Origin of the sequence: Paenibacillus sp. UASWS1643 (assembly GCF_008693195.1) — a bacterium.
Classification (GTDB): Bacteria; Bacillota; Bacilli; order Paenibacillales; family Paenibacillaceae; genus Paenibacillus; species Paenibacillus amylolyticus_B.
In genome coordinates this window covers 72,209-86,056 of sequence record NZ_VXKZ01000107.1, presented here as the reverse complement: position 1 = coordinate 86,056, position 13,848 = coordinate 72,209, and the positions used below count along the sequence as shown (strand labels likewise).

The window sequence follows — 13,848 nt, the reverse complement described above, 5'->3', positions numbered from 1 at the left end:
CCCCTCCCCCCATGTACGTGATATCGACATTAACCAACCTGGTTCCTAATTAAAATGAACCGGACTCTCGTCCGCCTGCCGGAAGGCATCTGCTTTCTCATCAATAAAGTTCAGGAACTGGCTGGTATGTTTCATATGCCATGTGCTAAGTTCTTGAATCGACGCGTCCAGTTGGGTGACAATCGGCTCCAGCCTGCGACTGCGGCTTGTATGCAGGTACTGAGCCATGCGGCTTCGTACCTGGTTTAGCTCGGCATTGCATTGTTGTGCATTTTGCTTCCACCGCGAAGCGACACTTTTCAGTTCTTCCGGCGTTACCTGAATCAGACCTGAAGCCGCAGCAGCCGAAGCCATACCTCCTCCGCCGCCAGACTTGGAACGTAACGGACCGAAGTTCTTGCTGAACGGTCCCATGTGATCCATAAGGCGCGGTGAATAGCGGATTCTCTCTCCAGTAATCGGATCGTACAGGTCATTGGATATGTAACCATTTTTGAAATCATATTGATCCAGACTGTGATAGTTTTCCCCGCCAAATGAGTTCTTGGCTTTATCGATAATGCCCACTCCATCATTTGCATCCTCATAATTGGAATTAATGTAGAAGGTCGATCCCACATGCCGGTCATATCCTCCCAGCGTTCCGCTGGCTACCAGATCACTGGGATTCGCATAGTTCACAACCTGCCCGTCAAATGCACCCGCTTCAGCCCGGCGCCGCATTTCTGGCGTCAAATTACCCATTACAGATGGTGCACTAAACGTCACGGCTGGAATTCCGGTATAAGCAGATGCATATTGTGCATTTCCCCCGCCCAAGGAATGCCCGGTCATGGAGAAATTCAGATCCTTATGCTTGTTCTGCATGTGATTTGCGTAGTCTTCGGATTGATACATCTGATTGGCCCAGCCTGTAGGGGAAACGGTTTTTTCAATATCCTTTACGCGATCACCCGTCCAGTTCTCCACGTCTCTTACCCTGTCACCAGCCCAATCCTCCACTTTGGATATACCCGTGAAGTCCTTGACACCTTCGACCCCTTTGTCGAGCCAATCCGGCGTAAGATTATTGACAAAATTCCCGGCCTCCTGCTGGCCCTTACGAATCAATTCTCCGCCCCCAATGCGGCCATCCATGACAAAGTCAGGTACAGAGCGATCCAAGGACGCACTTCCTTCTGTACCACGATAAGCAATGACAGCTTCCTTGGTCTCGGGATTATAAAATGTTACAGCATCAAAACCGGAAAATTTATTGCTTTCCGTCCCCTCAAGGACCTCCCATCCGGGAAGTTCCGTTAATTTGTCTCCAGCCTTTTGATCCTGGTAGGCTAAATCAGACATCGTTTTATACGTTTCATCATCAATATTGGACCCGTTACTCAATAACTACACCTCCCTTTATTTGTCGTATGGATTATGTCCCTTGGCCATCATCACTTCCTCAATCTCAGGGCTAATGACCAAGTTCTTGGTTACCTTCTTTTTGTAGTCGTACGAAATGCCAAAGCTCTGATCTTCATGATCTTTCACATGCCCTTTCAGCCCAATCTGGGACACTGCCATTTCCGGTAACAACTCTTTGCTTGTAATCACAACATCCAGTTCAAACTTCTGCTTGAAGTGCTGTATTACGGTTGATTCAGCTTCTTGGTATAAAGCTTCCTTCTCACTTGCATTCATGTTCTGACAACCTCCCAGAAATATAGTAAACACCATCATTAGTGTGAATAAACCCTTCAACCATCCTGCACGTTTAATACGGATCCCCCCTCTTGGTAGAATCGAGGCATTCACTATATGTGAAGTACACCCTATTCATCTGTTACCTGCATCATAGTACAAAATCAACATGAGCCATATCGGCTAACAGGATCGTTTTCATGTAACTTTCTTCCTATATGATTCAAATAGGACACTTTGGTGTACATTACCCACTTTCCTAATTCTTGCATCAAGCACATGATAATTTTCCCATCCACGACAAAAAGAGCCTACTCCTCGAAAGAGCGGCCCTCCTTTTGCATGATTTACTGTTATGCCAATGCCATCTGCAGCGCAGTCAGCGCAATCCCGATAACAAATCCGGTAACGGCTCCGTTGATCCGAATCCATTGCAGATCCTGTCCAACCTTATCCTCAATCATCGAAACCAAAGTGGCATTGTCCATTTTGTCCACATTTTCGCGTACCAGTTTACCGATTTTGGAATGGTTTTTCTCCAGCAGTGTTGTGACGCCATTTACGATCTTGGCATTCATGCCTGTCATCAACTCGTCATCTGCCCGCAGATCAACCAATACCCGCTCAATGGCTGGCAGTGCATACGTATCTACATACTGTCCATCTTCCATCGCGGCGAGCGCCTTGTCTCTCAGTTCGGTGAGTTTGTTCAGCACCGTTTCCTCTGCGTTCCAGCCCTCCAACATATTGTTCTTCCAACTGTTGATTCCATCTTGCATAGCCTCGCTCATTGCCAAACGCACCGTCTGGGTACGTACCATATCAAGCACCTTGTACCTTAGAGCGCTGCCTTCACGTTTCATATCCTCTACCCGCTCAAACAGATATCCTTGCAAAATGCCACCCAAACGTTCCTCGTTCATATAACCAAGGAACGCATTCATTGCAAACTGCATCAATCCGTTCATCTGAATGCCGCTGATGGCTTTCATGCCGCTTTCACCCAAAAACATGATCGTCTCGGGTTTAACCAGCCACTCCTCGGCTTGCTTTAATCCGTAGTCCAGCGCTTTGGCGTCGTAACCCCGTTCTGTCATCTGGTAGGCAGCCCGTTCCAGAATCGGACCCAGATCAAAGGCGCCTGCCTGTGACTTGATCTCATGTGCTACGAGTGGAGCAATCTGCTCTAACGGCAGACCAGCCAGAATTCGTTTGCAGAGCGTATCAATCATGATCTTGATCCCGTCACTGTGAAGCTCACGTGTCAACGTATCGAGCACTGTCTCTGCTGCTTTGAAATCTGCAATTTTCTCGGTAATGCTGTCTTTGTTGAGCAAGTTATTCTCTACTGCGGAGACCAGACCTTCCGTCATTTTATCCCGATTTTTCGGCAGCAATGCCGTATGCGGAATTGGAATGCCGAGCGGGTGACGGAATAATGCAGTAACTGCGAACCAGTCCGCAAGTCCTCCCACGAGTCCCGCTTCAAATGATCCTACCAGCAACTTGCCCACAGGAACGCCCTGGAACGGCAAGGATGCAGCAAATCCTGCTCCCATTACCACGAGAGACCAGGCTGCTGCTTTTTTGGTTTGTTTAGGTTTAGCCATTGTATTCTTGCTCCTTTATCATTAAATCGCACGGCCCGGTCTGTACCCGATTCCGCACTTCGTCTGTTCTTATGTAAACTCTCCAATAGCAAAGTCTTGACTTCCATATATCGTATACTTCATCTTATCACCCACAAGCGTCAAAACCAAACCTCTGGTTGAAGAAAAAGGATAATAGCGGGCGTTTACTTCGTAAAATGGATCACTCCCTTTTCCAAGACCAGGCAGATTTTAGTATAATCATTCAAGACGGCCCTTCGATATCGATTGGCTGCTGAACAGCAGGGTAATTACATAGTGGAACAATGAATCAATAAGAGGAGGAATTTCGGACCATGAAACACGTGCAGGACACAACCACGCTCTATAACGGAGTCAAAATGCCATGGCTGGGTTTTGGGGTATTCAAAGTTAAAGACGGAGATGAAGTCGTTCATGCTGTCAAAACGGCCATTCAAGCTGGTTATCGCAGCATCGACACTGCCAAAGCGTATAACAACGAAACAGGTGTCGCTCAGGGTATTCGTGAATCTGGAGTAGCTCGTGAGGATCTGTTCATTACCACTAAAGTATGGAATAGCGATCAGGGATATGAATCCACGCTAGCTGCCTTTGAAGCCAGCATGGAACGACTCGAACTGGAGTATCTGGATCTCTATCTCATCCACTGGCCGGTTAAGGGCAAGTACAAAGATACATGGCGAGCGCTGGAGAAACTCCATAAAGAAGGACGCATCCGCGCAATTGGCGTGAGCAATTTCCAGATTCATCACTTGGAAGATCTCATGATCGATGCCACGATCAAACCAGCAGTTAATCAGGTGGAGCTTCACCCACTATTGATTCAGTCTGAGCTTCGTGAGTACTGCAACAAACATCAGATTCAGATCGAAGCCTGGTCTCCGCTTGGACAAGGTCATCTGATGGATCACCCTTTGCTGAAGGACATCGCCGCCAAATACAGCAAGTCCCCCGCACAAGTGATTCTGCGCTGGGATCTGCAGAACGGCATCGTGACTATACCCAAATCCGTCACGCCTGAGCGTATTCGCGCTAATGCCGATCTCTATGATTTTGAGTTAACTTCGGAAGAAGTAGAGCAGATTAACGGCCTGAACGAGAATAAACGCTTTGGTTCTGATCCAGACAACTTTAACTTCTAATATAAGCAGATGAATTCGATTACACCCGCCTTCGATCTTTGAAGAGCGGGTGTTTTGGTATGTGATGTTATAGGCAATCTATTCGTTGTTAAGAATGGAGGCGAGGCTTGTTATCCTATTCAGGGCCGAAAGAAAAAAAGTTTTTTGACCGTTTAGAACTATTTCTTCTCCTCATCAGTCTAACGAGTGTCAAGCGAACTCAAGCACTTGTATAGAATCCAGGCCTGGAACGAGCGGTGACTTGAATATTTTAGGTTTATCAGGGGGGATCAGGAGTGATTAGACTGAACCATAGAAAGACAAAAGAAGAACAGTTCAGCGAAAAAATAACAGAGATTCAAAATAAATTATATCGACTGGCATACTGCTATGTTAAAAATGAACAAGAAGCGCTGGATATCGTATCCGAAGCGGTCTATAAAGGGTTCATCGCTTATGGAAAAATGGAATCCATGACTTATTTCGATTCCTGGATGTCACGAATCGTGATTAACACATCGATAGATCATATTCGACGGAATCAACGAGTGACCTATATGGAGGATCATGTACAGGAGTTTGTGGCTCCAGAGCGAGGGGCATCCGTGGAAGAGAAAATGGATTTGTATGATGCACTGGATCGACTCGTGCCTGAAGATAGGGCCTATATTATATTAAAATTTTTTGGTAATATGCGTTTTCGAGAAATCGCTGAAGTGCTCTCCCTGTCGGAGAATACCGTGAAGTCCAAATTCTATCGGATTATCAACAAATTAAAAATGGATTTAATTGAAGGAGAGGTCGGAGATCTATGACTAGCAAAGAACGTTATGAAAACATTGAAATTCCAGCTCAACTTCCAGATGTTATTCGTCGTGCCCAGCAAAAGGCTGCCGCTCGCAAAAGCTCCTCCCGTATCATTCGCTACGCTTCCATTCTGGCAGCATGTGCTGCTTTTCTGTTCATAGTCAACATTCCTACTGTCGCAAACGCCATGGTCAAAATACCTGTGGTCGGAACGATTGTTCAGGTACTTCAATTCGGCGATGGCGGCAAGATTACCGATGGAGTAACCGTGGGATCGGAAGCAACCGAAAATACGCTTAAAATCAATTTTAGTACCGACGAACAGAATCAGGCCAATGATGCACCCCATTATAATGTGGTACACAAAGAAGCACCGAATCGTATCCTCTTCACTTTTAGCGGTGCACGTTACATGGATATAGAGAAAGTCAAAGCCGACTTCATGTCCCAGCCTTTAGTGAAAGATGTTTATGGTTCCATGATTTTAGACGACTCTTCCGTCGGATTTGTAGTTGTTTTAAAAGAAGGGGTACAGTATGCCGTAACGGAATTCAAGAACCCTGGATACCTGGAAGTGAAACTGACTTCCGACCGCAAACCGGTCACACCTCGGAAGGTATACTCGCTTCGCACAGAATCAATGCCTTTTGGAGAATCGATGGTTATAATTAAAGAATCCTATCCGGATGAGGACATCTCTTTTCTCAAAACGTCCACTGGTGAGTTTACAGCAGTTATTGGAGAATATCCTACCGCTGAAGAAGCTGAACAGAAGCTCAAAGAACTCGCTCAGCAACCGGAGTATCATGAGGAGTTTTATATGGACAGCTGGATGAGTAACGAAAATCCAAAGTGATCCGTCATCGCCAAAAGTGAGGCTGATCCAAAAGGGAATCCTACATCCCTGAACTGGGTTAGACCTCAGCATACTTAATACGCTCAATCCAAAAAAAGTCCCGATTCGGATGCCCTGAGCATCTCCAATCGGGATTTTCACATATCAAAACCTATTCGCTTTTGGATACAAGCTTGAAATCATCAAAGTGGAAACCTGGCGCTACTACGCAAGTGACCAGTACAGGCTCATCACCCAACGGGCGTGCTGTCTGCCATACGCCGGCTGGAACGAGCACCTGTGGTGATTGACCTGCAGCAATATCCATACCCAGAACAAGAACTTCCTCGTTCTCCGGGTTCTCTCCGTTGCCGCCCAGCTTCAGTTCAACCGGACTGCCACTATGCCACAGCCAAAGTTCATCGGACAGAACTGTATGCCACTCGGAGATTTCATGTGCGTGCAGCAGGAAATACGTGGAACTTGCCGAGAATCTTGGGCCGGAATAAGTATCCGGCAGAACCGACTGTGGAATCTGATAAGAAGCCTTCCATTCTTCCTTATACCAACCGCCTTCAACGTGAGGCTGCATATTGAGCGCAGCAACCAATGGCGATAATTCATGTGTCGTCATAACCTATTTCCTTCCTTCTACATCATATTGGAGACACTCCTTAACCAGAGTTTCGCCTCTCTCCCCCTACTCTAAAACATCATTCAAGTTTTGTCACCTTGACAGCTCCCATGGGCCATGCCAGATTCGGTCTCACGGTATTTTACATATGATTAAAGAAATATTTCATTTCCAATGATAGCGTTTACAAAAAGATGGATTTTCCGTTATGATATGGATATCGTTGTTAATCCGTGAAGCAGAGGGGAGCTGTACCATGAGTCTCATAGAAGATCGGATTGGACCCAAATATCGAATCGGTGAACATTCATTTACCATTGAACATATGCGCAGACATGATGGGAACGGTATGCCTCAGCCTCACGCTCATCCATTCTACGAACTGTATTACCTGCTTGAAGGTGAACGCGTTTATTCCATGAATGGTCAGATTCTGTCTGCCCGCAAGGGTGATTTTATTCTAATTAACCCAAACGATGTACATAGCACCTCCAAAGGAAGTATTCCTGGCTTCGAACGGATTTTAATCGGTTTTTCGCCTGCTTTTGCAACGGGGATGGAGCTTGGCATATGTGGTCTGCTGCCTTTTAATTGTTCAAGACTTCTTCGCCTGCCTGAAGCGGAACAGCCTGAGATGGAGCGTATATTGTGGCAGATGCTGCAAGAATGCAAAGAGCGGCGCCCTCACTATGAGATCGCCGTAAGAAGTCTGCTAGCCCAACTTTTGATCCGTATTCATCGGGTGGAGGAGGATATTCGGCAGTCATGCCCCGGTCCTTTGCATCCGATGCAGGACAAAATCAGTGAAATCGTTACATATGTGAACAGCAACTACACCCAACCACTTACGCTGGAGGGTGCAGCAAATCGTTTTTATATCAGCCCATCCTATCTGAGCCGAATGTTCAGCCGATTTACCGGGTTTCGATTTAGTGAATATTTACGGGTTGTTCGTGTCCGGGAAGCACAACGAAGATTGCTGTCCACCCAAGAGCGTGTCCAGATGATCGCAGAGAAGGTAGGATTTGAGCATACTGCTCATTTTAACAAAACATTCAAACAGGTCACCGGTACAACACCGCTGCGCTATCGCAAGGAACACCGGTAGATCATCAGATAACTTCATACAAAAAGCCGAGTGGGTAGCCTTGCTCCAGAGATTACGTATTCTTTATATCAAAAGGCATCACAATTACTGGATCTATGCTACGCCACTACGGCTGAATTGGACCAACTTGTATAAACCCTACTACATACCTTTTACCTGCGAATGATCACGCCACTTCGTACTTCAGGACCCACAGAGATCTGACGACCTTCAGTTTCTGCATCGCCTTCACGACATACAATGCCTGCGGACTCGTGTCCAGTCACCATCAGAAGCCGGCCATCTGCACCTTTTCCCTGAATGCTCTCTAGCTCCGCCCCTTTGCACTGGTGCAAATGAATCAGCGGACCTTCAGTGATCTGCGCCTGCAATTCAGCGATATGCAGATGTTTTGCATGAGCACATTGGATACCACTGCGAGCTTGCACGTTGTAACGCTGGATGATCAACCCATCCAAAGGCAGTTCCGGCAATCCACTCACAAGCAACGCAGTGTCGGCACCGGCACAGACCACATCCGATATTCGAATATCCCGGAACACCGGCGTCTCTTCGCTAATCTCCTGAGACAGATCACTGCCCCGGGCAGACCCTTCCTGATTTGCATAGAAAAAGGAAAACGAGATGGCTTCCATAATGATATCTTTCATATATATGCGCTCAATCTGAATGTCCTCAACCACTCCGCCGCGCCCACGTGCGCTTTTGAAGCGAAGTCCAATGTCCGTTCCGATAAACGTACAATCCGACACACGCACATGCCTCACACCGCCGGACATTTCACTGCCAATTACAAACCCGCCATGACCGTGATACACCGTGCAATCCCGAATGGTGATGTACTCCGATGGCAGACCCAGTTCACGGCCTTCGGCATCCTTGCCTGATTTCAGACAGATCGCATCATCACCGACATCGAATACACTATTCTCCACCACCACATGACGACAGGATTCAACGTCCAGCCCATCTCCATTCTGAGAAAACCACGGATTCCGCACACTCACGTTACGAATGGTGACATGCTCAGATGCCCAGGGGTGCAGATTCCATGCAGGCGAGTTCTGGAACGTTGGACCGTCCAGCAGTACCCGTTTGCATCTCCGTAAACTAACCATGTTGGGACGTAAAAAGTCTCTGACTTTTTCATAGGCAGCGACATCACGTACCTGCTCCTCATGCAATCGATTCGCAATAGTGCCGCCCTCAAGTGCAGCTGTGGTAGGCCACCAGATTTCTTCATCTCCGCCGGATTGCTCTACAACACCACCGGAAGCGACCAATTGGTTCCAGTGTGAAGTGGTCATTTTGGAGCGTTTTACCGGACGCCATGCCTCCCCGCCCCCATCCCATATCCCCTCACCAGTAATCGCAATATCCTCCAGTTGATCTCCATCGATCGGGGATTGGCAGCGTACCACCTGCCAGCCTTCGAAGCTTGATGCAATTAATGGGTATTGATCAAAATCTCGGCTAAACGTAACCAGTGCCCCTGCTTCCACATGTAGTTCGATACGGCTGCGCATTACAATCGGGCCTGTGAGCCATACCCCGGCAGGAATTACGATTCTTCCACCTCCTGCTTCAGCACATGAAGCGATGGCAAGTCGGAACATCTCCGTATTATCTGTTACGCCGTCTCCAACAGCTCCATAGTCTGTAAGCTGAAAATCTTGAGAAGGAATGACAGGCAAATTGGCTTCATAAGCTCGAACATCGGACTGGGCACCTGCTCCTGTCGACATTGGGGAGTGATATGTATTCATCGTGCAGAATCATCCTCTCTACATGTAATGGAATTGTTATGGGATCAATACATCGCTTTTACTTTCTTTACTTACGTTCAAACGGACGCTCTCTCACTCCATCATATCAATGGCATGACGTGTAGGGTCGAGCTTTCTTGCCATGTACACGTGGAACTTGATGCTATTTGTTTTGTTAATCAGAGTCATAAATCAAACATCACTTTCAGTATACTCTATACAACTATTCCAAAGGTTGGAAAACAACTAGGAGAATAGATTCATTTTTCTGTCAGGATTCGTCACAAGGCATTTAATAACATGACAGATATATAACACATTTTCTGGCTATAGCCCTAGGGAACCTATTACTTATGTCATGTTTTATCACAAACCAATTGCCATAAGCAGGATGACTATGTATGATTAAATAACTAGTTTCAATTTATTCCTTATTCTCCCTTTTTTACACACAGACGTTGCAGAAAGGATGGGGTGTACTCTTGATTGAATTTAGGGGTGTCCAGAAGCATTTCGGTCATTTTCATGTCCTCAAGGATATCCATCTTCACATTGAAGAAGGAGAAGTCGTCGTCATTATCGGACCTTCCGGCTCCGGCAAAAGCACGTTACTCCGCTGTATTAACCGCCTGGAGACCATTACCGAAGGTGAACTTGTCGTCAGTGGGATTCCTCTACATCAGAAAAAGGTGGACATTAACCTCTTCCGCCGTGACATCGGCATGGTATTTCAACACTTCAATCTTTATCCTCACAAAAAAGTCATCGATAACATTACCCTTGCACCCATGAAGGTGCGCAAACAACCCAAAGAACAGGCAGCCGCAACAGCAATGAAGTATCTGACCCGGGTTGGCATTGCCGACAAAGCAGACAGTTATCCCTCCCAGTTGTCCGGTGGGCAGCAACAACGGGTAGCCATCGCCAGAGGACTCGCCATGGAGCCCAAAATCATGCTTTTTGACGAACCTACCTCTGCTCTCGATCCCGAGATGATCGGGGAAGTCCTCGATGTTATGCGCTCCCTTGCCCATAATGGCATGACTATGGTCGTCGTTACCCATGAGATGGGATTCGCCCGCGAAGTTGCGGATCGGGTCATCTTCATGGACGAAGGCCGAATTGTAGAAGAGGCCAACGCTGCTGAATTTTTTGACAACCCCAGAGAAGAACGAGCACAGCAATTCCTGAGCCGTCTGATTCATCATTGAGAATAATCCACTATTCCATTTTGAAAGGGGTCTTTATTCATGAAGAAATTATTGAAATGGCCATCATTTATGCTTGTCCTCATTCTCTCGCTTGTATTGTCCGGTTGCAGTACAGGTGAGGAGAATAGCAGTAGCGGCGGTAGTGGCGGTTCTGGCGGAGATGCCGTAGCCAAAGGAACAATAGAGCAGATTAAGGAACGCGGCAAGCTCATCGCCGGTGTGAAATACGATACGAAGCTGTTTGGCTTGAAAGATCCCGCAAGTGGCAACGTTGAAGGATTCGATATTGATATCGCCAAGGCTCTCGCCAAACAGATCCTTGGAGATGAGACAAAGGTCGAACTGAAAGAGGTCACTTCCAAGACCCGCATTCCCATGCTGCAAAACGGAGACATCGACATCATCATTGCCACAATGACAATTACGGATGAGCGTAAGGAACAGGTAGATTTCAGTGATGTTTATTTCGAGGCAGGCCAATCCCTGCTGGTGAAAAACGACAGTGCAATTACCGGCCTGGAAAGCCTCAGCGGGGTGAAAGTACTCGCGGTGAAAGGCTCCACATCCGCTCAGAACATTCGCGAGAAAGCCCCGGATGCTGAGATCCTTGAATTCGATAACTATCAGGATGCATTCACTGCTCTCAAAGCAGGTAAAGGCGAAGCGCTGACCACAGATAACATCATCCTCATCGGTATGCAACAGACGGATAACAGCTTCCAATTGGTTGGTGGCAATTTCACAAGTGAACCTTATGGTATGGCCATCCGCAAAGGCGACACTGCCTTCGTGGAAGAAGTCAACAAGCTGATCAAAAGCATGAAAGACAGCGGGGAATATGACACATTACATGAGAAATGGCTGGGCTCCAAGCCCGAGTAACCCCGATTAATGATGAGCAAGCGGCGAATTCGTCTGCTGGATGCGATGCATGAGCAGACGTAATCGCCGTTTCTACATCTGGAGAACGGAGGCTTCGCCTATATGGGCACATTGGATTTCAGCGTACTGATGCGACACTCGGATCGTTTTCTGGAAGGGTTCATGAATACCATTCAAGTGAGCATTATGGCTCTCATTGGCAGCTTTATCCTGGGCGCGATTCTGGCGATCTTTCGGATATCCCCTGTGAAACCGCTGAATTGGATTGGCACGGCTTTTGTGGAATTTATCCGAAACATCCCCTTGCTGTTGGTTGTGTTTTTCTTCTATCTCGGACTGCCTGCACTCGGCATCTCGCTGGATGGATTTGTCTCCGGTACTCTGGGTCTGACCATCTACACCGCCGCTTTCATTGCCGAAGCGATCCGAGCGGGCATTCAGACGGTGCCGCGCGGACAACTGGAAGCAGCAAGGTCTTCCGGCTTGTCCTATGTACAGGCCATGAACCTGATCATTCTGCCCCAGGCCATCAAGATTGTGCTGCCGTCCATCGGCAACCAGTTCATCAATTTGGTCAAAAACTCATCTATTCTTGCCGTTGTTGCCGGAATGGATCTTATGTATTTTGCCGACTTGGTTAACTCGGATACGTTCCAGCCGCTAAGTGTGTACACCATTGTTGCACTGTTCTATCTGGTAATGACACTACCACTCAGCTTTCTGGTGCACTATATGGAGCGCAGGTTTGGACAGAGCGATGCAGAGGCGCGCAGCACCAAGGGCAAACCGAAGAAAAATAAACCGGCAGGTCAGGTCACCATGTAACAGATTGACTTGTACCTGCGAAGATTTTTAGAGAGATATATCGGCTTGTCCATGTGGTTTAAATGAGTACTGGATCGTCTGTGTTTTGCTGGCATTGGTGATCAAGTCACAGTGCAATTGTAATTCACTGCTACGGTGCTTGAGTTGATTTGTACACAGTCCATGCCCCATCTATTGATCTTCGATATTCCATTCCTGCATACAGAAGGAGGCTAATAAAATATGGACTTTAGCGGGGCCTATGCGTGGCCCAACCTTCGTTTCCTGCTTCAAGGATTCCTGATTACCCTGCAGGTGGCAGGGCTATCTATTGTATTCAGCTTTGTGCTCGGCACTGTGCTGGGTACGATCCGGTTTACCCGTATCCCTGTTCTGTCACAGATCGTAGCGGTAATCGTGGATACGATCCGGAATCTGCCGTTGCTGCTCATCATTTTCTTCATCCACATGGTACTTCCGCAGCTCGGGATTAAAATGTCCGTCTTCTGGTCCACAGTTGTTGGACTGAGTCTGTTTGAAGGCGCGATGATCGCTGAGATCGTCCGTAGCGGTCTGAAGTCCGTTGAGCGCGGTCAGGTGGAAGCTGCCCGCTCCTCGGGCCTTAGCTATATGCAGACTCTCAGTGGCATCATCATGCCACAGGCGCTACGCCGCATGTCTCCGCCGATGGTCAGCCAGTTCATCTCACTCCTGAAGGATACTTCACTGGCGATCATCATCTCTCTGCCGGAGCTGATGCACAACGTGCAGATCCTTGGCGGTCAAAGTTTCGATTACATTATCCCTGCCCTGCTGCTCGCAGCCGTATTGTATTTTGTGATCAACTACGCGCTGTCCATTGTCGCAAGGCGACTTGAGGCACGGATGAATTGATAATCGGAGGGAATAAGGCATGAAAGAATACGAAACATGAAGGAACATGAAGGAACCGAGACCTCGTGATTGATTAGAAGCGAAGGACTAGATATGAAGGAAAGAACCCATGGATGAAAAGAATGAGAGAGCCCCAAAGACCCCAGATCACCTATGCAGTGGATTTGGAGTCTTTGGGGCTCAGTTATGCTTATAAAATCAAACTCACGAGCTTCCCACCGATTTCTAACGAACCGGGGGAAGTTTATTCAACCATTTTGGGGACAGTTCCTATTCTAACGAATCGTAGACGCTCTATTCTTCCGATTAACCCCGCCTTTACCCGCTATTTCAGGGTTTTGAGTGAAATAACTTCACTGAGATTCGTTACATTTTTCATCTCAGCTTATAGCCCCATATTAGATGTCTCAGGTTCGTTAAAACTAATGCCATCCGCGAATTAAATAAACATCCACGCCTACTATTAATGATT

General features: G+C 47.3%; 13 protein-coding genes. 8 read left to right on the top strand and 5 right to left on the bottom strand.

Annotation, left to right across the window (positions count from 1 at the left end; genetic code table 11):
* Positions 1 to 45 precede the first annotated feature (45 nt).
* The 3 genes from FE296_RS13780 to FE296_RS13770 all read right to left on the bottom strand — a co-directional run bounded on the left by FE296_RS13780 (position 46) and on the right by FE296_RS13770 (position 3,293).
* Positions 46 to 1,386 carry a Tle-like phospholipase domain-containing protein gene (locus tag FE296_RS13780; RefSeq protein WP_223868876.1) on the bottom strand — a complete coding sequence of 447 codons (1,341 nt, stop codon included), beginning with the start codon at positions 1,384 to 1,386 and terminating at the stop codon, positions 46 to 48.
* Positions 1,387 to 1,401: 15 nt separating this feature from the next.
* Positions 1,402 to 1,683, bottom strand: a complete 282-nt coding sequence (locus FE296_RS13775; protein WP_124118021.1) for a hypothetical protein — start codon at positions 1,681 to 1,683, stop codon at positions 1,402 to 1,404.
* A gap of 353 nt (positions 1,684 to 2,036) precedes the next feature.
* Complete coding sequence (locus FE296_RS13770) at positions 2,037 to 3,293, bottom strand: DUF445 domain-containing protein (RefSeq protein WP_124118023.1); 1,257 nt, start codon at positions 3,291 to 3,293, stop codon at positions 2,037 to 2,039.
* A gap of 335 nt (positions 3,294 to 3,628) precedes the next feature.
* On the opposite strand from FE296_RS13770, the gene FE296_RS13765 reads away from it, so the two are divergent.
* The 3 genes from FE296_RS13765 (at position 3,629) to FE296_RS13755 (ending at position 6,098) form a co-directional block, all read left to right on the top strand.
* The gene (locus FE296_RS13765; RefSeq protein WP_124118025.1) at positions 3,629 to 4,456 is read left to right on the top strand and encodes an aldo/keto reductase; all 828 of its coding nucleotides are present in this window, start codon (positions 3,629 to 3,631) and stop codon (positions 4,454 to 4,456) included.
* A 275-nt stretch (positions 4,457 to 4,731) separates the two neighbouring features.
* Complete coding sequence (locus FE296_RS13760; RefSeq protein WP_124118027.1) at positions 4,732 to 5,250, top strand: sigma-70 family RNA polymerase sigma factor; 519 nt, start codon at positions 4,732 to 4,734, stop codon at positions 5,248 to 5,250.
* Positions 5,247 to 6,098, top strand: a complete 852-nt coding sequence (locus FE296_RS13755; RefSeq protein ID WP_150365284.1) for a DUF4179 domain-containing protein — start codon at positions 5,247 to 5,249, stop codon at positions 6,096 to 6,098. Before FE296_RS13760 ends, FE296_RS13755 begins: the two co-directional genes overlap by 4 nt.
* Before the next feature lie 151 nt (positions 6,099 to 6,249).
* Here the strand turns inward: FE296_RS13755 and FE296_RS13750 are convergent, their stop codons facing one another.
* Complete coding sequence (locus tag FE296_RS13750) at positions 6,250 to 6,711, bottom strand: cupin domain-containing protein (RefSeq protein WP_017691032.1); 462 nt, start codon at positions 6,709 to 6,711, stop codon at positions 6,250 to 6,252.
* 256 nt (positions 6,712 to 6,967) lie between these two features.
* On the opposite strand from FE296_RS13750, the gene FE296_RS13745 reads away from it, so the two are divergent.
* Positions 6,968 to 7,819, top strand: a complete 852-nt coding sequence (locus FE296_RS13745) for an AraC family transcriptional regulator (RefSeq protein ID WP_105601564.1) — start codon at positions 6,968 to 6,970, stop codon at positions 7,817 to 7,819.
* Between the two features lie 152 nt (positions 7,820 to 7,971).
* On the opposite strand, the gene FE296_RS13740 is transcribed toward FE296_RS13745, so the two are convergent.
* Positions 7,972 to 9,585 (bottom strand): glycoside hydrolase family 28 protein, encoded by a 1,614-nt coding sequence (locus FE296_RS13740; protein ID WP_150365283.1) that lies wholly within the window; start codon positions 9,583 to 9,585, stop codon positions 7,972 to 7,974.
* A 482-nt stretch (positions 9,586 to 10,067) separates the two neighbouring features.
* On the opposite strand from FE296_RS13740, the gene FE296_RS13735 reads away from it, so the two are divergent.
* The 4 genes from FE296_RS13735 (at position 10,068) to FE296_RS13720 (ending at position 13,376) form a co-directional block, all read left to right on the top strand.
* On the top strand, positions 10,068 to 10,796 hold the full coding sequence (locus FE296_RS13735) for an amino acid ABC transporter ATP-binding protein (RefSeq protein ID WP_051449904.1): 729 nt from the start codon (positions 10,068 to 10,070) through the stop codon (positions 10,794 to 10,796).
* Between the two features lie 39 nt (positions 10,797 to 10,835).
* Positions 10,836 to 11,678, top strand: coding sequence for a transporter substrate-binding domain-containing protein (locus FE296_RS13730; RefSeq protein ID WP_150365282.1), 843 nt, complete (start codon positions 10,836 to 10,838; stop codon positions 11,676 to 11,678).
* A gap of 102 nt (positions 11,679 to 11,780) precedes the next feature.
* Complete coding sequence (locus FE296_RS13725; RefSeq protein ID WP_124118032.1) at positions 11,781 to 12,503, top strand: amino acid ABC transporter permease; 723 nt, start codon at positions 11,781 to 11,783, stop codon at positions 12,501 to 12,503.
* Between the two features lie 222 nt (positions 12,504 to 12,725).
* Positions 12,726 to 13,376, top strand: coding sequence for an amino acid ABC transporter permease (locus FE296_RS13720; protein WP_150365280.1), 651 nt, complete (start codon positions 12,726 to 12,728; stop codon positions 13,374 to 13,376).
* Positions 13,377 to 13,848 lie beyond the last annotated feature (472 nt).